Below are 23,720 nucleotides of genomic sequence, written 5' to 3' on the forward strand. Positions count from 1 at the left end.
GGAAGAAGGCCATGCCCACCCGCGTCGCGCTGATCGCGCACGACCACAAGAAGGACGACATCATCAGGCTCACCGGCGAGTACGTCGACACGCTGCGCCGCTGCGAGCTGCTCGCGACCGGCACGACGGGCGGACGCATCGCGGCGGCGCATGGCCTGAACGTCGAGCGCATGCTCTCGGGCCCGCACGGCGGCGACCTGCAGATCGGCGCGCAACTCGCCGAAGGCAATGTCGACGTGGTGATCTTCCTGCGCGATCCCATGACCCCGCAGCCGCACGAGCCCGACATCAACGCGCTCGTGCGTGCCTGCGACGTGCACGACGTACCGTGCGCGACCAACATCTCGACGGCACGCATGATCCTCGACGTGCTCACGCTACGTCTGAAAGACGAGATCTGAGCGCCGCGCGCTGGGCGCGAGCCCCAGACTCACTGGACTGACTCGCAGTACTCACAGAACGAAGGAGGCAGCATGACCAAGGCAATCCGTTACGAGAAGACCGGCGGCCCCGAAGTGATGAAGTGGGTGGACGTCACGGTGGGCGAGCCGGGCGAGGGCGAGATCCGCGTGAAGCAGAGCGCCTGCGGGCTCAATTACATCGACGTGTACTTCCGCAGCGGGCTCTATCCGCAGCCGCTGCCGGCCGGTCTCGGCATGGAGGCTGCGGGCGAAGTCGTGGCCGTGGGCCCGGGCGTCGCGCTCGTGAAGCCCGGCGATCGCGTGGCGTATGTCGCGCGTCCGCCGGGTGCGTATGCGCAGGAGCGCGTGCTGCGCGCGGATCAGGTGATCCGCCTGCCCGACGCGATCAGCGACGAGCAGGCCGCCTCCATCATGCTGCAAGGCCTGACCGCGCAATATCTGCTGCGCCGCACGTACCGCGTGAAGGCGGGCGACACGATCCTGATCCAGGCCGCCGCGGGCGGCGTGGGCCTCATCGTGTGCCAGTGGGCCAAGGCGCTGGGCGCGACCGTGATCGGCACGGTGGGCTCGGACGAGAAGGCCGAAGTCGCGAAGGCGCATGGCTGCGATTACCCGATCGTCTATACGGGCGAGGACTTCACCGCGCGCGTGCGCGAGATCACGAACGGCGCGGGCGTGCCCGTGGTGTACGACTCGATCGGCAAGGACACTTATACGAAGTCGCTCGACTGCCTGGCTCCCCTCGGCCTGTTCGTGAGTTTCGGCAATGCGTCGGGGCCGCTGCCGCCCATCGATTCGTCGGAGTTCGCGGGGCGCGGCTCGCTGTTCTTCACGCGTCCGACGCTCTTCACCTACATCGCGAAGCGTGCCGATTATGAGGCGATGAGCGCCGAGTTGTTCGAAGTGGTCGCCTCGGGCAAGGTCAAGACCTCGATCAACCAGCGCTATGCGCTGCAGGACGTGGGCCAGGCTCACGCCGATCTCGAAGCGCGCCGCACGACCGGCTCGACCATTCTGCTGCCGTAATTTAGCGGCATTCACCTGACGGGGGCGCGCGTGCCTGCCATGCGCGCCCCCGTCCGCGTTTACGTGATTTTTATACGCGCACCAAAACCTTTGATCCGGATTTAATGCAATAACCACTACCTTACGGCCATCCGTCATCCGTGAATGGAGAACACGACAATGGATGTGCTGTATATCGGGGGGCTGGCGGTCTTCGCCGCGCTCACTTACGCGTTGATCGCCGGCTGCGGGAAGCTCATGCAGTACCGCCGCGCGGATCGGGGCGATACGGGGGCGCGCTCATGACCTGGATTTTCTGGCTAGCGGGGGCGGCGACACTGTTGCTGTTCGTTTATCTCTTCAATGCGCTGCTGCGCGCGGAGGAGATCGAATGAACGCCAACAATCTGCTGCAAGCGGGGATTTTCATCGTCGTCCTGCTCGCGCTCGCGGTGCCGGTCGCGGGCTATATCACGCGCGTGCTCGATGGGCGCTCGCGCGTCGTGCGTCTGTTCGCACCGCTCGAGAATCTGCTTTACCGCATCGCCGGTGTCGACCCGAGCGCCGAGATGAGCTGGAAGCGCTACGCGCTCGCCACACTCTCGTTCAACGTGCTGGGCGTGGGTTTTCTTTACGTGCTGCTGCGCATTCAAGGCTGGCTGCCCGATAACCTCGGCAATCCGCAGCGCTTGGGCGCGATGACGGCGGACGGCGCGTTCAACACCGCCGTGAGCTTCGTCACCAACACGAACTGGCAGGACTACACGCCCGAGCAGACCGTGAGCTATCTCACGCAGATGCTCGGCTTGACGGTGCAGAACTTCCTCTCGGCGGCCACCGGCATCGTCGTGGTGATCGCGCTGATTCGCGGCTTTGCGCGCCACTCGGCGCAAACCATCGGCAACTTCTGGGTCGACCTCACGCGCACGACGCTCTACATCCTCGTGCCGATGGCGGCGATCGTCGCGGCGTTGCTGATGAGCCAGGGCATGATCCAGAACTTCAAGTCGTATCAGGACGTGCCGACGCTCCAGACCACCACCTATGCGGCGCCGAAGCTCGACGCGCAGGGGAATCCGGTCAAGGACGCGAAGGGCAATCCCGTCACCGTCGATACGAAAGCAACCACGCAGACGCTTGCCATGGGCCCGGTCGCCTCGCAGGTCGCGATCAAGATGCTCGGCACCAACGGCGGCGGCTTCTTCAATGCGAACTCGGCGCATCCGTACGAGAATCCCACGCCGTTCTCGAACTTCGTCGAAATGTTGGCGATCCTGATCATTCCGGCGGCGTTGTGTCTCGTGTTCGGCAACGTCGTGGGCGACCGCAGGCAGGGCGTGGCGGTGCTCGCGGTGATGGGAATCGCGTTCGCCGTCGCGGTGGGCGTCGAGCTCTCGGCGGAGCAGGCGGGCAATCCGCTGCTCGCATCGCTGAACGTCGATCAGCACGCGAGCGCGCTGCAAGCCGGCGGCAACATGGAAGGCAAGGAAACGCGTTTCAGCATCGCGCAGACGGGCATCTTCGTCGTGGCGACCACGGCGGCTTCGTGCGGCGCCGTGAATGCGATGCACGACTCGCTCACGCCGCTCGGCGGCCTCGTGCCGATGCTCTTCATCCAGCTTGGCGAGGTGATCTTCGGCGGGGTGGGCTCGGGCCTCTACGGCATGCTCGTGTTCGCGCTTCTGGCGGTGTTCGTGGCGGGCCTGATGATCGGGCGCACGCCCGAGTACGTGGGCAAGAAGATCGAGTCGTTCGAGATGAAGATGGTTGCCATCGTCGTGCTGCTCACGCCGATGCTGGTGCTGCTCGGCACCTCGATCGCCGTGCTGGCCGACGCGGGCAAGGCCGGCATCGCCAACCCCGGCGCGCATGGCTTCTCCGAAATCCTCTACGCGTTCAGCTCCGCCGCGAACAACAACGGCAGCGCGTTCGCGGGCCTCACGGTCAACACGCCGTTCTACAACTCGCTGCTCGGCATCGCGATGTGGTTCGGCCGCTTCGGCACCATCGTGCCGGTGCTCGCCATCGCGGGCTCGCTCGCGGCCAAGAAGCGCATTGCCGTGACGGGCGGCACGTTGCCCACGCATGGGCCGCTTTTTGTCGTGCTGCTGCTCGGCACCGTGCTGCTGGTGGGCGCGCTCACCTATGTGCCGGCGCTCGCGCTCGGCCCCGGTGTGGAGCATCTGATCATGATGGGCGTGCATTGAACGGGAACATCATCAAATGACACAACATAGTGCAACACGATCCATGTTCGATCCGGCGCTCGTGCGTCCGGCTATCGTGGACTCGTTCAGGAAACTCAATCCGCGCACCCAGTTGCGCAACCCGGTGATGTTCTGCGTCTACGTGGGCAGCGTGCTCACGACGATCCTCTGGGTCGCGGCGCTGATGGGCCAGGCCGAGGCGCCCGCGGGCTTCATTCTCGCGATCGCGCTGTGGCTGTGGTTCACGGTGCTGTTCGCGAACTTCGCCGAGGCGCTCGCCGAAGGGCGCTCGAAGGCGCAGGCCGCATCGCTGCGCCAGGCCAAGCGCGATGTGATGGCCAAGAAGCTCAACGAGCCGCATCCGAAGGCGCCCATCCGCATCATGACCGCGACCGATTTGCGGCGCGGCGACGTGGTGCTGGTCGAGACCGGCGACACCATTCCCGCGGACGGCGAGGTGATCGACGGCGTGGCCTCGGTGGACGAATCGGCGATTACGGGCGAATCGGCGCCGGTGATCCGCGAATCGGGCGGCGACTTTTCGTCGGTCACGGGCGGCACGCGCGTGCTCTCGGACTGGATCGTCGTGCGCGTGACGGCCAACCCCGGCGAGGCGTTTCTCGACCGCATGATCGCGATGGTCGAGGGCGCCAAGCGCCAGAAGACGCCCAACGAGATCGCGCTCACGATTCTGCTCGTCGCGCTGACCATCGTGCTGCTGCTCGCGACGGCGACGCTGTTGCCGTTCTCGATGTTCTCGGTGGAAGCCGCGAAGATGGGCCACGTGGTCACGATCACGGTGCTCGTCGCGCTGCTCGTGTGCCTGATTCCGACCACCATCGGCGGGCTGCTTTCGGCGATCGGCGTGGCGGGCATGAGCCGCATGATGCAGGCCAACGTGATCGCCACCTCGGGCCGCGCGGTGGAAGCCGCCGGCGACGTGGACGTGCTGCTGCTCGACAAGACCGGCACGATCACACTCGGCAATCGTCAGGCGTCGGCGTTCGTGCCCGCGCCCGGCGTGACCGAGGAAGCGCTCGCGGACGCCGCGCAACTCGCCTCGCTCGCCGACGAAACGCCCGAGGGCCGCAGCATCGTGGTGCTCGCGAAGCAGCGTTTCAACATTCGCCAGCGCGACATGGGCTCGCTGCACGCGGTGTTCCTCGCCTTCAGCGCGCAAACTCGCATGAGCGGCGTCGACCTCTCGCCCGAAGGCACGGCGCCCGGCACGCATGCCCGCGAGATTCGCAAGGGCGCAGCCGATGCGGTCAAGCAATACGTCGCGGCCCACGGCGGCCGTTTCCCCTCGGAAGTCGACACGGCTGTGGACGACATCGCGCGCCGCGGCAGCACGCCGCTCGTGGTCGCGGAGATGCACGACAAGGTCGCGCGCGTGCTCGGCGTGATCGAATTGAAGGACGTGGTGAAGGGCGGCATCAAGGAGCGTTTTGCCGAACTGCGCAAGATGGGCATCAAGACCGTGATGGTGACGGGCGACAACCGCCTGACCGCCGCCGCTATTGCCGCCGAAGCCGGCGTGGACGATTTCCTCGCGCAAGCGACGCCCGAGACCAAGCTCGCGACAATTCGCGAGCACCAGGCCCAGGGCAAGCTCGTGGCGATGACCGGCGACGGCACCAACGATGCACCGGCGCTCGCCCAGGCCGACGTGGCGGTCGCGATGAACACCGGCACCCAGGCCGCGAAGGAAGCGGGCAACATGGTCGACCTCGACTCGAACCCGACCAAGCTCATCGAGATCGTGGAGATCGGCAAGCAGATGCTCATGACGCGCGGCTCGCTCACGACCTTCTCGATCGCCAACGACGTCGCCAAGTACTTCGCGATCATTCCGGCGGCGTTCGCGACGACCTATCCGCAACTGTGCGTGCTCGATGTCATGCATCTGAGCTCGCCGTCGTCTGCGATTCTTTCGGCCGTGATCTTCAACGCGCTCATCATCGTGATGCTGATACCGCTCGCGCTCAAGGGCGTGAAGTACCGGCCGCTAGGCGCCGCGACGCTGCTGCGCCGCAATCTGCTGGTCTACGGCCTCGGTGGCATTCTCCTGCCGTTCCCATGCATCAAGCTGATCGACATGGTGCTCACCGCATTCGGCTGGGTTTGACAGTCGCGTGTTATCTGATGAACAGGAATCCAGAATGAAAGCGCAATTTCGACCTCTCATCGTGATCTTCGCCGTGCTCGCCGCGATCACGGGTCTCGTGTATCCCGCCGTGATGACCGCGTTCGGCCAGGCCGTGTTTCATCGCCAGGTGAACGGCAGTCTTGTCGAGGTGAACGGCAAGGTGGTGGGCAGCAAGCTGATCGGCCAGCAGTTCGACGCGCCCCAGTACTTCTGGGGCCGTCTCTCGGCCACCGCGCCGAATCCGTACAACGCGACGAGCTCGGGCGGCTCGAACCTGGGCCCGACCAACCCGGCGCTCGCCGACGAAGTCAAAGGCCGCATCGCAGCGCTCAAGGCTGCGGGCACCGATGTTTCTCTGCCGATCCCCGCCGATCTCGTGACCTCGTCGGCGAGCGGGCTCGATCCCGAGATCTCGCCGGCCGCCGCCGCGTACCAGGTAGCGCGCGTGGCCAGGGCGCGCCACCTGAGCACGAACGACGTGCAAGCGCTCGTGGACCGCTATACCCAGGGCCGCCAGTTCGGCGTGCTCGGCGAGCCGCGCGTGAACGTGCTCGAACTGAACCTCGCGCTCGACAGCAAGGCGGCGAGCTGAGCCATTGCGCGACGCCGAAGGCTGAAGGCTGAAGGCTGAAGGCGACCAGGTACGGCTGTTTGCTTATTCACGGCCGCGGTGAGACGATCTTCCATGAACCCTCCATGAAATCCGCATGAACCGCCCCGATCCCGACGAACTCCTCGACCGGCTCCAGCGCGACGAAGAAAAACGCCGCCGCGGCAAGCTGAAGATTTTCTTTGGCGCGTCGGCGGGCGTCGGCAAGACCTACGCGATGCTCCAGGCCGCGCGCCGCCGCAAGGAAGAGGGCGTGGACGTGGTGGTCGGCGTCGTCGAGACCCATGGGCGCAGCGAGACCGCCGCGCTCACGAGCGGCCTCGAAGAGCTGCCGCGCCAGCGCATTGCTTACCGCGGGCGTACGCTCGAAGAGTTCGATCTGGACGCCGCACTCGAGCGCAAGCCGCAACTCGTGCTGGTCGACGAACTCGCGCATTCGAACGTGCAGGGCGCGCGCCACATGAAGCGCTGGCAGGACGTGTACGAACTGCTCGATGCGGGCATCGACGTCTACACGACCGTCAACGTCCAGCACCTCGATAGCCTCAATGACGTGGTGGGCCAGATCACCGGCATCCGCGTCTGGGAGACGGTGCCCGACCGTGTGTTCGACGGCGCCGACGAAGTCACGCTCGTCGACCTGCCCGCCGAGGAACTGCTCGACCGCATGCGCGACGGCAAGGTGTACATGCCCGCGCAGGCCGAGCGCGCGGTGCGCAATTTCTTCCGCAAGGGCAACCTGATCGCGCTGCGCGAACTGGCGCTGCGCCGCACGGCCGACCGCGTCGACGCGCAGATGCACGAGTACCGCGCCGACCGCTCGATCCAGCATGTGTGGCAGGCGCGCGAGCGGCTGCTCGTGTGCGTGGGCCCGGGCCCCGAGGCGAGCGCGCTGGTGCGCGCGTCGGCGCGGCTCGCGGCGAGCCTGAAGGCCGACTGGATCGCTGTGTACGTAGAGACGCCCAGGCTTCAGCGCCTGCCCGACGAAGTGCGTCAGCGCACGCTCGGTGCGCTCAAGCTTGCCTCCGAACTGGGCGCGGAAACCGCCACGCTCGCCGGCGAGGACGCGGCCGTCACGCTCGCGGGCTATGCGCGGCTGCGCAACGTCTCGAAGCTCGTGGCGGGCGCTCCGGCGCGCAGCGGCGCATCGTGGTGGCGCTGGCTGCGCCGGCCGTTCGGCGAGCGCCTGGCCGTTAAGGCCGAGGATGTCGACCTGACCCTGGTGCGCGCGAGCGCCGCCGACAACGACCGGCTTGCAGGCACGCAGCGTGAGGCGTCGGCCGCTGCGCGCGCCGCCAACGCCTGGCGCGCGGCCATCTCCAGCGGCGCGGCGAACCGCTCGCCGCCGCGCGCCTACGCGGCGGCGCTGCTGATCTGCGCGTCCATCACGGTGCTCGCGAGCACCGTGATGGACCGCATCGCGCTCGCCAATCTCGTGATGCTGTATCTGCTCGGCGTGATTTTCACGGCGACGAAACTCGGGCGCGGCCCCGGCGTGCTGCTGTCGTTCGCGAGCGTGGCCGCCTACGACTTTTTCTTCGTGCCGCCGCGCCTGTCGTTCTCGGTGAGCGACACGCAGTACCTGCTGACCTTCGTGGGCATGCTGCTCACCTCGCTCGTCATCAGCCATCTCACTTCGAGCCTGCGCCGCGAGGCGAGCGTCGCCCAGCGGCGCGAGCAGCGCACAGGCGCGATGTACGCGATGGCGCGCGAGCTGGCGGCCGCGCTCACCACCGAGCAGATCGTGGCGATCGGCAGCCGCCATGTGAGCGAAGTGTTCGGCGCGCGCGTGGCGATGCTGCTTCCGGACAGCGCCGACAAGGTCCAGCAGAAGATCGAGGACCCCGATCCGCAGATCATGCTCGAGCCGGGGAGTCTCGACATCGACGTGGGCCAGTGGGTCTATGACCAGCAAAAGCCCGCGGGCCACGGCACCGACACGCTGCCCGCGGCGGCGGCGCGCTACCTGCCGCTCAAGGCGCCGATGCGCACGCGCGGCGTGCTGGCCGTGGTCACGCGCGACGCGCGCGAGTTGCAGGTGCCCGAGCAGCAGCGCATGCTCGACGCGTTCGCCGCGCAGATCGCGCTCGCGCTCGAACGCGTGCACTACGTGGAGATCGCGCGCGACGCGCTCGTCAACATGGAGTCCGAACGATTGCGCAACTCGCTGCTCTCGGCGATTTCGCACGACCTGCGCACGCCGCTCACGGCCATCGTCGGTTTTTCGTCGATGCTCGCGCAGACGCACGAGCCCGATGCGAGCGGCACGCCCGCCGACGAACGGAATGCACGCTCGGGCGAGCTCATCGAGGCGATCCACGACGAAGCGCTGCGCATGACCGGCATCGTCACGAATCTGCTCGACATGGCGCGCCTGCAGGCGGGCAGCCTCAAGCTCAACCGGCAATGGACGCTGCTCGAGGAAACCGTGGGCGCGGCGCTGGCCGCGTGCCGCCGCGTGCTGGTGCGGCACCCGGTCCAGGTGCAGCTCGAAGAGGGTTTGCCCTTGCTGCAGCTCGACGCCGTGCTCATGGAGCGGCTCTTCTCGAACCTGCTGGAAAACGCCGCCAAGTACACGCCGCCCGACACGCCGCTCACGATCGCGGCGCGCCGCATCGAGCAGAACGGTCAGCCGTTCGTGCGCGTGAGCATCGACGACAGTGGCCCGGGCTTGCCGCACAACATGGGCGAGCGCGTATTCGAGAAGTTCACGCGCGGCGAGAAGGAATCGGCCAAGCCCGGCATCGGCCTCGGGCTGGCGATCTGCCGGGCGATCGTGGAGGCGCACGACGGTACAATCGGCGCAACCAATCGCGTGGCCGCCGATGGCCACGTCGAAGGCGCGTCGTTCTGGTTCGCGCTGCCGGTGCAGACGCCGCCGCCGTTGCCGACCGATGAACCCGCCGATCTCAAGCCCGCCCATGAGTGATCCGAGCCTCGCCGTTGTCCTGATCGAAGACGAAAAGCAGATCCGCCGCTTCGTGCGCGCATCGCTGGAGGGAGAGGGCATTACCGTCTACGACGCCGAAACCGGCAAGCAGGGGCTCGTCGAGGCGGCGACGCGCAAGCCCGACCTCGTGATCGTCGATCTGGGCCTGCCCGATACGGATGGGCTCGACGTGATCCGCGAGCTGCGTGGCTGGAGCGATTTGCCGGTGATCGTGCTGTCGGCGCGCACGCAGGAGAGCGAGAAGGTTGCCGCGCTCGACGCCGGCGCCGACGATTACCTCACCAAGCCGTTTGGCGTCTCCGAGCTGCTCGCGCGTATTCGCGCGCATCTGCGCCGGCGTAACCGGGGTGGCGCGAACGAAGCGCCACAAGTGAGCTTCGGCGCGGTGACCGTCGACTTGGGCCTGCGGCAGGTGACGCGCGATGGCGCGCCCGTGCACCTCACGCCGATCGAGTACCGCCTGCTCGCGACGCTCGTGCGCGACGCGGGCCGCGTGTTGACCCACCGGCAATTGCTGCGCGAGGTCTGGGGGCCTTCGCATGTCGAGAGCAGCCACTATCTGCGCATCTACATGGCGCATCTACGGCAGAAATTGGAGCGCGATCCCGCGCAGCCGGAGCACATCGTCACCGAGACCGGTGTGGGGTATCGGCTGGTGGGCGTGCAGTAGTTCGGCAGGGGCGCAGCGGGCGGCCCGCCAGGCCCGGCCGCGGGGCCTCCCGTGATATACTTACAAATGCGTAAGGACGACCTTGCGTCTCATCTTCAAACGGGGACGGCCCCACTTCTCAGGGGAGCGTTCTCGTGGCCTGGATTTACCTCCTTATTGCCGGTGTGCTCGAAGTCGCATGGGCGTCCGGTCTCAAACTGTCCGAAGGATTCACCAAGCTCGGCTGGTCGGCGTTCACCATCGTGACGGCGCTCGGCAGCTTCTGGCTGCTCGCACTCGCCATGCGCCAACTGCCGCTCGGCACCGCGTACGCGGTGTGGACCGGCATCGGCGCGGTGGGCGCGTTCATCCTCGGCATCATCGTGATGGGCGAAGCCGCAAGCGTCGCGCGCGTGGCCAGCGCCGCGCTGATCGTGCTGGGGCTCGTCGGGCTCAAGCTTGCGTCGGCGGCCTGAGGCGCTTGTTTCAGTGCGGGTTGCCGTGCCGGGCGCGCCACGTCTGGTGCGCTCGTGCAACGCAGCAGCGGAGCGGTGGTTTGCGTGGCTATAATGGAACGACATAGCTCGATAAAACCCAACACTCCGCACCACGTCTGATTCGTGGGGACGGCGCCGCACGCGCCTCGCGCGAGGAGGCAGTCATGCTGGAACCACTTTCGCTTGCCGCGGGCCTGTCCTGGGGCAGCGGTCTGCGCCTCTACCTCACGGTTCTGATAGCCGGCGTGCTGCAGCGTCTCGGCTTCATCCATTTGCCCGACACGCTGGCGATTCTCGCTTCGCCCTGGGTGATCGGCATTGCCGCCGCGTTCACGGTGCTCGAATTCCTCGCCGATAAAGTCCCCGCGTTCGACTCGCTGTGGGACGCCGTGCATACCTTCATCCGCATTCCGGCTGGCGCGGTGCTGGCGGTCGGCGCGCTCGGCCATGCCGACCCGGCGCTGCTCACCGTCGCGGCGCTCGCCGGCGGCACGCTCGCCGGCACTGCGCATCTGGCCAAGGCCGGCACGCGCGCGCTCATCAATCTTTCGCCCGAGCCGGTGTCGAACGTCGTCACGTCCGGCGCGGAGGACGGCATGACCTTTATTGGCGTGCTGCTCGCGCTGTTCGCGCCGTTGCTGTTTCTGGTGATGCTCGTGCCCTTCCTGCTGGTGGCTGCCTGGGCGTTGCCGCGCTTGTGGCGCGGCGTGCAGGGCGGGTTTCGCGGCATGGCGACGCATATGGTCTCGCGCTTCTCGCTGCGGAGCCGCCACGATTGAGCGGTACCGGGCCTTCCTCGTCTGCTTCCAGCGCCGCGCCGGGCGCCAAACCGGGCCGGACCGGGCCCAGGCCGCCACGCGCGGGCAGTGAGCAGCCGCGCGGCGGCGGGGCGGGCGCTGCCCCGCCTACCGTCCCCACACCGCATACCCCCCGCGCCACGCTCGGCTGGCCCGACCTCGTGCGCCTCGCCGCGCGCATGAGCGCGCGCGACTGGCGCGCGGGCGAGCTGACCATGCTGCTGATGGCGCTCGTGCTGGCGGTAGCGGCGCTCGCGAGCGTGGGTTTTCTCGCCGACCGGCTCCAGCGCGGTCTGGAACGCGACGCCAGGGGTATGATCGCCGCCGACTTCATCGTGCGCGCCGACCATCCTGTCGATCCCGCTTTCGCGCAAGAGGCGCAGTCGCTGGCCTTGCACACCGCGAACACGGCGATTTTCCCGAGCATGGTGAGCGCGGAAGGGGCCGCGGGTGCGCCCGACGCTCGGGCGGCCACGCGCCTCGCCGCGGTCAAGTCGGTCTCGTCGGGCTACCCGCTGCGCGGGGCGTTGCGTCTCGCCTCCGCGCCTGGCGCACCCGAACGCGAGGTGCAGGGCATCCCGCCGCCCGGCACGGTCTGGGTCGACCAGCAACTGCTCGATGCGCTCAAGGTTCATGTGGGCAGCCGGGTGAAGGTCGGCACCCGCACTTTCACGATCGGCGCGCTCATCACGCGCGAACTCGATCGCGGCTTTTCGTTCGTGAACTTCTCGCCGCGCCTGATGCTCAACGCCGCCGATCTGCCCTCGACCGGCCTCACGGGCTACGGCAGCCGCGTCACGTACCGGCTGCTCGTGGCGGGCCCCGATTCCGCCGTCGCGCGGTTCGCCGGGTGGGCGCACGCGCGCGTGGACGGCGGCAAGCTGCGCGGCGTCGGCCTTGAATCGCTGCAGGACGGGCAGCCGCAGGTGCGCCAGGCGCTCGACCGCGCGCGCCACTTTCTCACGCTCGTCTCGCTGCTTACGGCGCTGCTGGCGGCCGTGGCGATCGCGATGGCGGCGCACCGCTACACGCGCCGCCATCTCGACGGCTGCGCCGCGATGCGCTGCCTCGGCGCGAGCCAGCGCACGCTGCGCGCGCTGTTCGTGCTCGAATTCACGGGCCTCGGGCTGGTGGGCGGCGCGCTGGGCGTGGCGTTGGGCTATGCGGGCCATCTCGCGCTGCTCGCCTGGCTTGGCACGCTGATCGATGTGGTGCTGCCGCGCCCCGGGCCGCTGCCCGCGCTCGAAGGCATCGCGGCGGGCCTCGTGCTGCTGCTCGGCTTCGCGCTGCCGCCGCTCCTGCCGCTCACGCGCGTGCCGCCCGTGCGCGTGCTGCGCCGCGAGTGGGGCGACGAGGGCCGCACGGCATGGGCTGCTTACGCCGTTGGCATCGCGCTGTTTGCGGGGCTGCTCATAATCGCGGCGGGCGAGCTCAAGCTCGGGGGCATCGTCGCGGGCGGTTTTGCGCTGGGCCTCGTCGTGTTCGCGGGCGTTGCGCGGGTCGCGCTGTGGGGCGCGGCGCGCGTGGCGCGCAGCCAGCGCAACGGCTTCGAGGCGCGTGCGGGCGTGGGCTGGCGCTACGCGCTCGCGTCGCTCGAACGGCGGCCCGGTGCGAGCGCGCTGCAGATCACCTCGCTCGCGATCGGCCTGATGTGCCTGCTGCTCATCGCGATGACGCGCAACGACCTGATCGACGGCTGGCGCAAATCCACGCCGCCCGATGCGCCCAATGAATTCCTCATCGACATCCAGCCCGAGCAGCGCGACGCCGTGGCCGCGTGGCTCACGGCGCATGGCATCGCGAATCCCGATCTGGAACCGATGGTGCGCGGGCGTCTCGTCACGATCAACGGCAAGCCCGTCGATCCCGCGAAGTACAAGAGCGAGGATGCACGCCGTCTCGTCGATCGCGAGTTCAACCTCTCGTACACGACGCAATTGCCCGAGGACAACCGCATCGAGGCAGGCGCGTGGTACGGCGAGTCGAGCGCGCCGCAGCTTTCGATCGAGCAGGGCCTCGCGAAGCTTATCGACGTGAAGCCCGGCGACGTGCTCACCTTCGACGTGACCGGCCTCGAAGTGACGGCGCCCGTGACGAGCGTGCGCCAGCTCGACTGGGGCTCGTTCAAGGTGAACTTCTTCGTCTTGATGCCGCCCGCGCTGCTGCGCGATTTTCCGGCCACCTACATCACGAGTTTTCATCTTCCCCGCAGTGAATCAAGCGCACAGCGCGCCGTGGTGGACGGGCTCGTGGCGCAGTATCCGAACGTGACCGCCATCGACGTCGGGCCGATTCTCGCGCAGGTCCAGCGCATGCTGGAGCAGGTGATCAACGCGGTGCAGTTCCTGTTTCTGTTCACGCTCGCGGCGGGCGTGCTGGTGCTCTACGCGGCGCTCGCGGGCACGCGCGACGAGCGCATGCGCGAGTCGGCGCTGCTGCGCGCGCTGGGTGCCTCGCATGCGCAGGTGCGCGCGGTGCAGGTGGCCGAGTTCGTTGCGGTGGGCGCGCTCGCGGGGTTGATGGCGGCGGTGGGCGCGCTGGTCGTGGGGTCGGTGCTGGCCTCGAAAGTGTTTGCGTTCCATCTCGCGTTTGATCCATGGCTCCTGCCTGCGGGCGTCGTGGCGGGTGTGGCCTGCGCGGGCGTGGGCGGGTGGATCAGCCTGCGGCATGTGCTCGCGCGGCCCGCGCTGCAATCGCTGCGCGATGCGTGAAGGAAGAGTGCGCTGCGGTTCAGTGAAGCGCGAGGCCTGCCATCGGCGTGGATTTCGGCATATGATGCCAGGGCTTTTTTCGCCCATGCCATGAATACAGAATCGACTCCAAAGCGCACACTTAAGCGTGCGAGCGCGCCCACCACGAAGCCGACCACGTCCGCCGCCGCCGCGCCGATGCGCTTTCTCGACACTTATCTCGCCGCGCTGCTCGCGCGCGCGAGCAGCCTCATTTCCGACGAATTCCACGCCACGCTCGCGCGCAAGAAGATTCCGGTGCTGCAATGGCGCGTGCTCGCGTGTCTTTCCGACGGCTCGCTGCCGATGGGCGATCTGGGCCGCGTGATTCTCGCGAAGCAGCCCACGGTGAGCAAGCTGATCGACCGCATGGAGGCGGCGGGGCTGGTCGTGCGTCAGGAGGATCCGGCGAGCCGCCGCCGCACGCTCGTGGCGCTCACGCCGCATGGCAGCACGCTCGCCGCGGAACTGGTGGTGCTCGCGCTGGAGCACGAGGCTTCAGTGCTGCTGCCGTTCGAGCCCGAGACGGCGAAGATTTTTGTCGACGTGCTGCGCAAGCTGATCGAGCAGCACGCGAAGTGAGTCGGGCCGAGGCCCATCAAAGCGCGAGACTGCCCGTGCTCGTGCCGCCGCACACATAAAGCGTCTGCCCCGTGACGAAGCCGTTCTCCGGCGCCGCGAAGAACATCGCGGCGCGCGCGATGTCGTCGGGCTGGCCGAGGCGGCCCACGGGAATGCCGGCCGCGATTTGCGCGACCTTCGGGCTGTCGGCGGGCACGATCTCATGGAACATGTCGGTCTGGATCGGGCCGGGCGCAATCGCGTTCGCGGTGACGCCGAGCGGCCCGAGTTCGAGCGCCCAGGTGCGTACAAGGCCGAGCATGCCCGCCTTGGTCGCCGAGTAGGCCGTGCGGGTGGCGAGCCCGAGCGCCGCGCGCGACGAAACCAGCACGAGACGGCCGAAATGCAGCGCGCGCATGGCGGGCAGCATGGCCTGCGCGAGCGCGATGGGCGCGGCGAGATGCAGGTTCGTGAGCGCGAGCAGGTCCTCGTGTGCGACGTCGGGCAGGAGTGCCGGGCGAATCGCGCCGGCGTTGTGGATCAGCGTGGTGGGCGCATGGCGCGCCGCGATTTCGGCTGCGGCTTCGCGCGTGGCTGCGGCGTCGCAAAGATCGACCTCGACGGTATGAAGGCGCGCATGCCCCGGCGCGTTCGCGCGCAGGTCGAGCGAGATCACTTCATAGCCGGCTTCGAGCAGATGCTCGACGATTGCCCGGCCGATGCCGGCATTGCCGCCGGTGACGATGGCCGCGCGCCGCATCGCGTTATTGGAACTGGTGTTCGTCGTCATGTCAGTCCTGGCGTTTTTTCATGGTGCGCGTGTCGATGCAGCCCGGCGTGCCGGGCAGCGTGCGCGCGAGGTCCTTGAGGGCGGCGCGCTGCACCTTCTGCGTGCCGGTGAGCGGCAGCGCGTCGACGAACGCGACATAGCCGGGCGCCTTGAAGTACGCGAGCTGCACGAGGCAGAGCTGCACGAGCTCGGCGGCGCACGCGGCGCGTTCTGCTTCGCGCAGCGGCTCGCGCGCGACGACGCAGGCGAGCACTTCGTCGCCGCGCACCGCATCGGGCGTGGCCGCAACGGCCACGTCGGCCACGCACGGATGTTTGCGCAGCACGCTCTCAACCTCGACCGCCGAGATGTTCTCGCCGCTGCGGCGAATCACGTTCTTCTTGCGGTCGACGAAGTACATCTGGCCGTCGGCGTCCTGCCTCACGATGTCGCCGGTATGGAACCAGCCGCCTTCCCATGCCGCCGCCGTTGCTTCGGGATCCTTGAGGTATTCGCGGAAGAATCCCCGGCGCGGAGCCTCTCCGCTCGCACGCACGAGCAATTCGCCGGGCTCGCCCACGGCCACAGGCTGCCCATCGTCGCCGACGATCCGGACCTCCAGCGCCGCCTCGGGCTTGCCGAAGCACGACATGCCGATGTTGCGCGGTTCGCGGTTGGCGATCACCACGGCGCCCGCGCCGGTTTCGGTCATCGCCCAGGCTTCGAGCAGCGGAATGCCGAAGCGGGTTTCGAATGGCGCGTGCAGGGTCTTGTCGACGCCCGCGCCAAAGCCGAAGCGCACCGCGTGATCGCGGTCGTGCGCGGTTTCCAGCGCGCCGAGCAGCATGGCCGGCATCACGCCGAGATAGTGGATCACGGTTGCGCGCGCATCGCGCACGCTCGCCCACCAGCTGCGCGGATGAAAGCGGTCGAGCGCGACGATGGCGCCGCCCGCGAGGATCATCGCCATGGTCGAGTACGCCATCGCGTTCATGTGCGTCATCGGCAGTGGCGTGACGAGGCGCTCGACGCCGGGCCGCAATGCGCACAAACCGCCGATGCGGTTGTACCAGAGGCCCGCGAGCAGAAAGTACTCGTTGGGCAGCACGCACGCTTTCGGGCGGCCGGTCGTGCCCGAGGTGTAGAGCAGGGCGCATTCGGTGTTGACGTCGGGTGCGTGCGCTCGAGCTTCGGTGGCGGCGCGCGGGATAGCGTTCGCATCGGCGTCGGCGTCGTGGAGCGTGACGCTGCGTTGCGCGGCAAGCGCCGCCGCGCGCAGATCGGCATGACGCGCTGAAGGCGCGACCGCGAGATCGAGTTCGCTGTGGCCCGTGATGTATTCGAGTTCGGCGGCGCGCAACTCGGTGGAGAGCGGCACGACCGAGACGCCGAGCGCATTCAGCGCGAGCCAGTGCAGGAAGAACGCGGGCCGGTTTTCGAGCATCAGCCCCGCTCGATGGCCGAGGCCAAAGCCGGCGGCGCGGTAGTGCGCGGCGAGTGCGTCGACCCGGGCGAGCGCTTCGCCATAGCGCAGCGTTTGTGCGTCGATGCCGTAGATCTGCGCGGTTTCCGGCAGCACGACGAGGAAGTCGTGATCGGTGTAGCGCGTGGCGCTCGCGGCAAAGGCCGCGTAAACGGAAGGGAAGGGCAACGGATCGGAATGGTGTTGTGCGTGGTTCACCGCATGCCTCACATGAAAAGCTGGACCGACGGCAGCGCCGCGTCGCAATTGAGCAGATCGATGCGCTTTTCGCGGATGCGCAGCGCGCCGCCTTCCTCGACGAGGTGATGACGCACCACGCCCGTGAAGACCAGTTGCTCGTCGCCGCGCGCTTCGGCGTAGAAGAACGGCGTGCGCAGGCGATAGCCGCCGGCGCCGGCGGACTCGATCTCGGGGCGCTGCAGCACGTGCTGGCAGCGGCTCTCGGGCTGCTGCGAGAACGCGCGCGGCTGCTTCAGGCGCTCGACGCGCAGCTTGAGCAGCAGGCGGTCCTCGTACATCAGCGAGGCGTGATTGAGGCCGTCGCGCTGATCGGGCGCGAGCGGAATCCAATAGAGGCCGTCTTCGGCGAATAGCTCGTACCACGCGTCGAGCTGCTTTTCGTCGATGAGGCGCGCCTCGCGGTAGACGAAATCGGCGAGCGTCTCGCGCAGGGCCGTGTCAGGTGTGGCGTTCATCGCTGGGTCCCCCGGAATTATTTCGACGCTTGCGGCGCCATATAGCGCGCCCATGCGCGGAACTGGTTGCGCATCGAGATCTCGCTCGTGCCGTTGACGGTGAGGTCGCGCGCCTCGCCTTCGTCGGCTCGATAGTCGCGGTGCAGGCTCACCCATGCGTTGCCGTTCGCGGCGAGGCCTTCCTGGATCGCGCGGTAAGCGTGCAGGTCGTCGTGGCCCACCACCGACATCGGCGAGTTGATGAGGCGCGAATACGTGAGCGTGCGTTGCAGCAGCACCTCGGGCGCGCCCTTGAGGCGGAACGTCCATGACTCGATCACCGTCTTGTCCGGTGCGATCGGGCGCACCACGCGGATCGCCTGGATCGCGCCCTTGATCGTGAGGCTCGGGTAGTAGACCGTGTTGTGGCGCGAGGTGCCGAGCACCTGCTTCGCCTTTTCCTCGCCCCAGGCGGCGGCCAGTTGCTGCTCGTATTCGGGCAGCGCCGCATAGCTCGAATGAATCGAGAAGTTCACGCCCGTGTAGCTGTGGCCGTTCTCGAACACGCGCACGCCCATGCCGTCGAAGAACGCGTAGTCGGACACGAACGGCACGAACTGTTCGATGGCCATGGGCTTGGGCTCGTCGGCGCTCTTGCCGTCCCAGAGCTTTTTCGCCGTGCCCGCCGACGACTCGTGCGCCACCATCGGGTGCATCGTGTCGTTGAGGTTTTCGACGAACATCTTCCAGTTGCAGTTATGCACGTAGCGCAGACAGCCGCCCGCGATTTCCAGCTCGCCTTCAGGCGAGCGGTCGGCCATGTTGTCGATGGACGAAAGCGAATCGCCGAAATAGTCGCTGAACGACGGGCCTTCGTCCGAGAGGCGCACGAACACGAAACCGCGATACGTCTCCATGTTGGCGACGGCGGTGAGGCCTTGCCCCGACGGGCATTCGCTCATGCGCGTGCCTTCGTAGCCGTTCTTCAGCGGAACTGCGAGCGGCTTGCCATCGGTCCTGTAGGTCCACGCATGATAAGGACAGCGGAAGAATTTGCCGGTATTGCCGGTGGGCGCGCTCACGAGCTTCGCGCCCTTGTGCGCGCAGCGGTTCTTCAGCACGCGCACGCTGCCGTCGGCCTGGCGCACCATCACGAGCGGCTCTTTGGCGACGTCGACGGTGAGGTAGTCGCCGGCATTGGGCACCTGGCTCGTGTGGCCGAGGTAGACCCAGGTGCGGTGAAAGAGCCGCTCCATTTCGAGGTCGAATACTTCCTGGTCCAGATAGACGTCGCGGTGGACCTGGTCTGGCTCGACGAGCGCGGCGAGCGCTGCGGCGTCTTCGCGATAGCGGGGCATGGCGGGCTCCTTGGCTGGGGCGTAATGCGTTTTGTGGTGCGCTTTGTACGGCGCCTGGATTCAGGCGTCGCGCTTATGCGTCGCGCTTATGCGTCGATAACGAGGCGGTCCGCGCGGGCGCGCGACACGCAGATATGCATCACCTTGCCCGAGCACATTTCCGCTTCGCTCAGGCAGTAATCGCGGTGATCGACTGCGCCCTCGATCACACCCACCTGGCACACGCCGCATTCGCCGCGCTTGCAGTCGTAGAGCGGATCGAGTCCGGCGTCGAGCATGGCGTCGAGGATCGTCTGCGCGGGGGGCACGGTGAGCGTCATGCCGCTCTGGCGCAACTCGACTTCGAATGCGGCGTCGCCGGCTTGGGGCGCGGCGGCTGCGAACAGCTCCGAGCGGATGCGCTCGCGCGGCCAGCCGCGTTCGGTGGCGAACGCGATGACCGCGTCGATCAGGCCTTGCGGACCGCACACATAGAGCGGCTGGCCTGGCGTGAGCGTGGCGAACAGGCGCGCGAGGTCGAAACGGTTGGTTTCGCTGGCTTCGCCGTCGCCGTAGAGGTGCAGGTGCTCGCCCGCGAGCGCGCGCAATGCGTCGACGAAGGCGAGTTGCGCGATCGAGCGCCCCGTGTAGTGCAACTTGTAGCGGGCCGCCCGCGCGGCGAGCGAGGCGGCCATCGATGCAATCGGCGTGATGCCGATACCGCCGGCGATCAGCACGGCGTCAGCGGCATCGACATCGAGCGCGAACGCGTTGACGGGCGGCGCGATGCGCAGCGTGGTTCCCGCTCGCACCTGCGTGTGCATCCACAGCGACCCGCCCGCGCCCGAGTCTTCCCGGCGTACCGCGATCAGGTAGTGATCGGGCGCGTGTTCGCACGGGGCGCAGGTTTCGGATGCGAGATTGATGAGCGAATAAGCGCGCCAGTCACCGCCTCCCACTTGCACGCGGATATGCGCGCCCGCCGTGAAGCCGGGCAGTGCACGGCCATCGGGCGCGCGCAGGCGAAACGCGGTGACGTGCGACGTAAGCGGCTCGACGGCTTCGACGATGACGTCGAAGGCATCGGCGACGGGCGCGTTGCTCATTGCGGGGCTCCTTGTTCGATCAGCAGGATCGACGCGCTGCGAAAGTGATCTGCGCGTAAACCCTTTAGATTCGAAAATATGAAAATTCATGTGTTTTATTGGATAATGAAAAAAACCGGCTGTCAAGGCGGGGGCTCCCGAGGCCGGGGCGGTGCGAATCGTCTTACGAGAGGAGTCGAGGCAAGATGAACGCGGACAGGACACGCGCGGCGGCATGCCGTGCGAGGAGAGGACATGGAATCTGATTTCGGCGGCGCTGCCGTGGTTTGCGGCGTCGAGGTGCCATATCGACGCCAGGCGCCAGAGCACACGACCGGCGATTTGCTGGCCCAGGCGTTCGCGCTGGCGCTCGAGCAATCGGGGTTCGAGGCGCGCGAGGTGGACGGCCTTGGCGTGGCGTCTTTCACGCTCGCCCCCGATCATGCGATCGACATGGCCTGGCGGCTGGGCATCAGCCCGCGCTGGTGCATGGACGATTGCCACGGCGGCGCGAGCGCGATCAACCTGCTGCAGCACGCGATCCGCGCGGTGCAGCACGGCGACGCCTCAGTGATCGTGCTGCTTTCCGGCGACCGCTTCGAGGCCGCCGATTTCCGGCAACTGGTCGAGCACTACAACCTCACGACGCGCACCTATCTGCGGCCGCTCGAAAACGGCGGGCCGAACAGCCTGTTCGCGATGCTCACGCAGCGCCACTCGCGCCGCTACGGGCTGGACGCGCGCGATTACGGCGCATTGTGCGTGGCGCAGCGCGAGTGGGCCGCACTCAATCCGGGCGCGGTGTACCGCGCGCCGCTCACGCTCGACGAGTACCTCGCGGCGCCGCGCGTGGCCGACCCGCTCGGGCGCTTCGATTGCGTGCCCGTGGTGTGCGGGGCGAACGCCGTCGTGGTGGCGCGCGCGGATCTCGTGAAAGCGCAGGCCGAACACGCGCATGCGCCGCTTCATGTGCGCGCCTTGCAGTGCCGCTACAACCCCGATCATCAGACGGGCGACGGCCTGGAGACGGGCCTCGCCGCGCTCGCCGGCGCGCTCTGGGCGCAGGCCGGCGCCGCGCCGGCCGACATCGACGTGATTTCGGTCTACGACGACTACCCGGTGATGACGCTGATCCAGCTCGCCGATCTCGGCTACGCGCCCGGCGGCGACCTGCGCGCGCTGATCGCGCGCATCGCGTCGCGCGAGCTGGTGGTGAACACCTCGGGCGGGCAGTTATCGGCGGGGCAGGCGGGCGCGGCGGGCGGCATGCACGGGCTTGTCGAAGCGATCCGGCAGCTTCAGGGCCTGGCTGGCGCGCGTCAGGTGCATGAGGCGCGGCTCGCGCTCGTGAGCGGCTACGGCATGGTGCAGTATCGCTACGGCATGTGTGCGAATGCCGTCGTGCTCGAAAGGAGGTCGGCATGAGCGAGACGGTTCTGATGATCCCGCGCTGCAATGCGTGCGGCGAGGCGGTGTTCCCGGCGCGTTACCGCTGTCCGCGCTGCGGCGCGGCGGATTGGGCGAGCGAGGCCGCACGTGGCGGCTGGGTGGAGGAAAGCACGGTGGTGCGCCATCGCGTGGGGGCCAAGGGCGGGGGCGACGTGTATCTCGCCAGCGTGCGCGCCGAGGCGGGCCCTGTGGTGATCGCGCGCAGCGACACGGCGCTGCGCGAGGGCGAAACGGTGGCGCTTGTCATCGACGAGACCATGCGGGTGTGGGCGCGAGGGCGCTAGCGGTCCACCGCCAGGACTGCATGGGAAGGGACGGTGCGCGCCGCTTGCGCCGCCATGCGAAAATGTCTCCCTCCCCGGCAGGACGCCATGCGCCTTGCCGCCACCGCTTTTACAACCGAATTCAGCAACCGAATTCAGCAACGATTGAACCGTATGACCGATCCAGCCGACGAAGCGCCCCAGCAGCCTACGGCCTTCGAACTCGTCGGCGGCGAGGCGCGCGTGCGCGAACTCGTCGACCGTTTTTATGACCTGATGGACCTCGAGCCCGAGTTTGCCGGCATCCGCGCGATACACCCGCAGACGCTGGACGGCTCGCGCGACAAATTGTTCTGGTTCCTGTGCGGCTGGCTCGGCGGCCCCGACCACTACATCGAGCGCTTCGGCCATCCGCGCCTGCGCGCGCGTCACCTGCCGTTCGCCATCGCCTCGTCCGAGCGCGACCAGTGGCTGCGCTGCATGGCGTGGGCGATGGAGGATGTCGGGCTGTCCGAGGCGCTGCGCGAGCGCTTGCTGCATTCGTTTTTCGATACCGCCGACTGGATGCGCAATCATCCGGGCTGATTCCGGTTCTGACAGCCGATTGGCCCGGAGAACGTACCGATACAGTCCGGCGGCGCTGTGCGCGGAGTCTCTATTTCGGGCGGGTGCGCGTGTCGCCATAATGCAGGATTTGGCACCAAAGGCAGGAGATTAAGCCCCATGACGACACCTCCCACCCGCGCACTCTTTCGCGAAGACGCCTATCTCACCCAATGCGACGCCACGGTGATCGCCGTCGGCGACGATGGCGTGCGGCTCGACCAGACCGTGTTCTATCCGCTCGGCGGCGGCCAGGCCGGCGACACGGGCGCGCTCGTGCTCGCCGACGGCACGCGCATCGAGATCGCCGATACGCGCAAGGCCAAATTCGAAGGCGCGACGCCCGACGACGCGCTGCACGTCCCCGCACCTGGCCAGGAGGCGCTGCTCGCGCGCCTCGCCGCCGGCGAGCGCGTGCGCGCGGAAATCGACTGGGCGCGCCGGCATCGGCATATGCGGCTGCATACGGCGAGCCATCTGATGTGCGCGGTGCTGCCCTATGCGGTCGACGGCTGCAGCATCACGACCGACTACGCGCGCCTGGATTTTGCGACCGTCGAGCCGATCGAGCGCGAGATGGTCGAGGCGCGCCTCGCCGAACTGGTGGCCGGGGCACATGACGTCGCCACCGAATGGATCACCGACGAGCAGATGCAGCAGCGCCCCGAACTCGTGCGCACGATGAGCGTGAAGCCGCCGATGGGGCTTGGGCGCGTGCGTCTGCTGCGCATCGAGAACGTCGACCTCCAGCCTTGCGGCGGCACACACGTACGCAACACCGAAGAGATCGGCCGCTTGCGCGTGGCGAAGCTCGAAAAGAAGAGCGCGCGCACGCGCCGGCTCGTGCTGGAGCTGGCCGAATGAGCGCCGCGCCCGACGCCGCTCGCGCGCACCACGGGCTCGATCCGCGCGCGCGTGAGGTGCTCGACTTCTGGTTCGGCCCGCCGGGCTCGGCGGAATTCGGCCGCGAGCGCAAGGTGTGGTTCCGCAAGGATGGGGGGTTCGATGCGCGGTTGCGCGAACGCTTCGGCGCGCTGCTCGACGCCGCGTGCGCGGGCGAACTCGATGCCTGGTGCGCGACGCCCGAGGGCGCATTGGCTCTTGTGATTGTGCTCGACCAGTTCTCGCGCAACTGCCATCGCGGCACGCCGCGTGCGTTTTCCTCGGACGACAAGGCGCTCGGCATTGCGCGCGCGATGGTGGAGAGCGGCGCCGATCGGCATTTGCCGAGCCTCCAGCATCGCGTGTTTGCATATCTGCCGTTCGAGCATGCCGAATCCGCCGAAGCGCAGCGCGAGTCGCTACGGCTTTTCGCGGAACTCGCGCACGATCCGGAATGCAAGGGCTATTACGATTACGCGCTGCGCCACGCGGCCGTCATCGAACGCTTCGGACGGTTCCCGCACCGCAATGCGCAGCTAGGGCGCGCGACCACCAGCGCCGAAGCCGCGTTTCTGCGCGAGCCGGGCTCGTCGTTCTAAC

23 protein-coding genes are annotated in these 23,720 nt (G+C 67.8%); 18 read left to right on the forward strand and 5 right to left on the reverse strand.

What is annotated here, in order from left to right; genetic code table 11:
• Positions 1-11 precede the first annotated feature (11 nt).
• The 13 genes from NH14_RS12070 to NH14_RS12130 all read left to right on the forward strand — a co-directional run bounded on the left by NH14_RS12070 (position 12) and on the right by NH14_RS12130 (position 14,596).
• The gene (locus NH14_RS12070; protein WP_035527167.1) at positions 12-401 is read left to right on the forward strand and encodes a methylglyoxal synthase; all 390 of its coding nucleotides are present in this window, start codon (positions 12-14) and stop codon (positions 399-401) included.
• A 72-nt stretch (positions 402-473) separates the two neighbouring features.
• A complete protein-coding gene (locus NH14_RS12075) occupies positions 474-1,448 on the forward strand; it encodes a quinone oxidoreductase family protein (protein WP_035527163.1) in 975 nt (324 codons plus the stop codon).
• A 159-nt stretch (positions 1,449-1,607) separates the two neighbouring features.
• Positions 1,608-1,733: a hypothetical protein gene (locus NH14_RS12080; protein ID WP_035527161.1), complete on the forward strand. Its 126-nt coding sequence runs from the start codon at positions 1,608-1,610 to the stop codon at positions 1,731-1,733.
• Entirely contained in the window at positions 1,730-1,822 is a 93-nt protein-coding gene (locus NH14_RS12085; RefSeq protein ID WP_152617158.1) for a potassium-transporting ATPase subunit F, read from the forward strand. Before NH14_RS12080 ends, NH14_RS12085 begins: the two co-directional genes overlap by 4 nt.
• Positions 1,819-3,633: a potassium-transporting ATPase subunit KdpA gene (gene kdpA / locus NH14_RS12090; protein WP_035527159.1), complete on the forward strand. Its 1,815-nt coding sequence runs from the start codon at positions 1,819-1,821 to the stop codon at positions 3,631-3,633. The genes NH14_RS12085 and kdpA overlap by 4 nt, the downstream gene beginning before the upstream one ends.
• A 16-nt stretch (positions 3,634-3,649) precedes the next feature.
• The gene (gene kdpB / locus NH14_RS12095; protein ID WP_084225455.1) at positions 3,650-5,761 is read left to right on the forward strand and encodes a potassium-transporting ATPase subunit KdpB; all 2,112 of its coding nucleotides are present in this window, start codon (positions 3,650-3,652) and stop codon (positions 5,759-5,761) included.
• A gap of 34 nt (positions 5,762-5,795) precedes the next feature.
• A complete protein-coding gene (gene kdpC / locus NH14_RS12100) occupies positions 5,796-6,374 on the forward strand; it encodes a potassium-transporting ATPase subunit KdpC (RefSeq protein ID WP_035527154.1) in 579 nt (192 codons plus the stop codon).
• Between the two features lie 115 nt (positions 6,375-6,489).
• On the forward strand, positions 6,490-9,321 hold the full coding sequence (locus NH14_RS12105; protein WP_052148077.1) for a DUF4118 domain-containing protein: 2,832 nt from the start codon (positions 6,490-6,492) through the stop codon (positions 9,319-9,321).
• On the forward strand, positions 9,314-10,012 hold the full coding sequence (gene kdpE / locus NH14_RS12110; protein WP_035527152.1) for a two-component system response regulator KdpE: 699 nt from the start codon (positions 9,314-9,316) through the stop codon (positions 10,010-10,012). Before NH14_RS12105 ends, kdpE begins: the two co-directional genes overlap by 8 nt.
• Before the next feature lie 134 nt (positions 10,013-10,146).
• Complete coding sequence (locus tag NH14_RS12115) at positions 10,147-10,467, forward strand: DMT family transporter (RefSeq protein WP_035527150.1); 321 nt, start codon at positions 10,147-10,149, stop codon at positions 10,465-10,467.
• A 185-nt stretch (positions 10,468-10,652) separates the two neighbouring features.
• Entirely contained in the window at positions 10,653-11,267 is a 615-nt protein-coding gene (locus tag NH14_RS12120; protein WP_035527147.1) for a DUF4126 domain-containing protein, read from the forward strand.
• A gap of 197 nt (positions 11,268-11,464) precedes the next feature.
• Positions 11,465-13,996, forward strand: coding sequence for an ABC transporter permease (locus NH14_RS12125; RefSeq protein ID WP_035527560.1), 2,532 nt, complete (start codon positions 11,465-11,467; stop codon positions 13,994-13,996).
• Positions 13,997-14,086: 90 nt separating this feature from the next.
• Positions 14,087-14,596, forward strand: a complete 510-nt coding sequence (locus NH14_RS12130) for a MarR family winged helix-turn-helix transcriptional regulator (protein ID WP_052148076.1) — start codon at positions 14,087-14,089, stop codon at positions 14,594-14,596.
• 16 nt (positions 14,597-14,612) lie between these two features.
• On the opposite strand, the gene NH14_RS12135 is transcribed toward NH14_RS12130, so the two are convergent.
• The 5 genes from NH14_RS12135 to NH14_RS12155 form a co-directional block, all read right to left on the reverse strand.
• Positions 14,613-15,365, reverse strand: a complete 753-nt coding sequence (locus tag NH14_RS12135; protein WP_237179585.1) for an SDR family NAD(P)-dependent oxidoreductase — start codon at positions 15,363-15,365, stop codon at positions 14,613-14,615.
• A 1-nt stretch (position 15,366) separates the two neighbouring features.
• Positions 15,367-17,025, reverse strand: coding sequence for an AMP-binding protein (locus NH14_RS12140; RefSeq protein WP_407947137.1), 1,659 nt, complete (start codon positions 17,023-17,025; stop codon positions 15,367-15,369).
• A gap of 8 nt (positions 17,026-17,033) precedes the next feature.
• Positions 17,034-17,522, reverse strand: coding sequence for an aromatic-ring-hydroxylating dioxygenase subunit beta (locus tag NH14_RS12145; protein ID WP_035527145.1), 489 nt, complete (start codon positions 17,520-17,522; stop codon positions 17,034-17,036).
• Between the two features lie 17 nt (positions 17,523-17,539).
• Positions 17,540-18,859 (reverse strand): aromatic ring-hydroxylating dioxygenase subunit alpha, encoded by a 1,320-nt coding sequence (locus tag NH14_RS12150; protein WP_035527142.1) that lies wholly within the window; start codon positions 18,857-18,859, stop codon positions 17,540-17,542.
• A gap of 86 nt (positions 18,860-18,945) precedes the next feature.
• A complete protein-coding gene (locus NH14_RS12155) occupies positions 18,946-19,944 on the reverse strand; it encodes a PDR/VanB family oxidoreductase (protein WP_035527138.1) in 999 nt (332 codons plus the stop codon).
• A gap of 234 nt (positions 19,945-20,178) precedes the next feature.
• On the opposite strand from NH14_RS12155, the gene NH14_RS12160 reads away from it, so the two are divergent.
• From NH14_RS12160 to NH14_RS12180, 5 genes are all read left to right on the forward strand, one after another.
• Positions 20,179-21,348, forward strand: coding sequence for a thiolase family protein (locus tag NH14_RS12160; RefSeq protein WP_035527135.1), 1,170 nt, complete (start codon positions 20,179-20,181; stop codon positions 21,346-21,348).
• Positions 21,345-21,656: a Zn-ribbon domain-containing OB-fold protein gene (locus NH14_RS12165; protein ID WP_035527132.1), complete on the forward strand. Its 312-nt coding sequence runs from the start codon at positions 21,345-21,347 to the stop codon at positions 21,654-21,656. Before NH14_RS12160 ends, NH14_RS12165 begins: the two co-directional genes overlap by 4 nt.
• 153 nt (positions 21,657-21,809) lie before the next feature.
• Positions 21,810-22,220: a group II truncated hemoglobin gene (locus NH14_RS12170; protein WP_035527129.1), complete on the forward strand. Its 411-nt coding sequence runs from the start codon at positions 21,810-21,812 to the stop codon at positions 22,218-22,220.
• A gap of 138 nt (positions 22,221-22,358) precedes the next feature.
• Complete coding sequence (locus NH14_RS12175; RefSeq protein ID WP_035527126.1) at positions 22,359-23,102, forward strand: alanyl-tRNA editing protein; 744 nt, start codon at positions 22,359-22,361, stop codon at positions 23,100-23,102.
• Complete coding sequence (locus tag NH14_RS12180; RefSeq protein WP_035527123.1) at positions 23,099-23,719, forward strand: DUF924 family protein; 621 nt, start codon at positions 23,099-23,101, stop codon at positions 23,717-23,719. Before NH14_RS12175 ends, NH14_RS12180 begins: the two co-directional genes overlap by 4 nt.
• The last annotated feature ends 1 nt before the right edge of the window (position 23,720 follow it).

The sequence above is a fragment of the Paraburkholderia sacchari genome (genome assembly GCF_000785435.2).
Classification (GTDB): domain Bacteria; phylum Pseudomonadota; class Gammaproteobacteria; order Burkholderiales; family Burkholderiaceae; genus Paraburkholderia; species Paraburkholderia sacchari.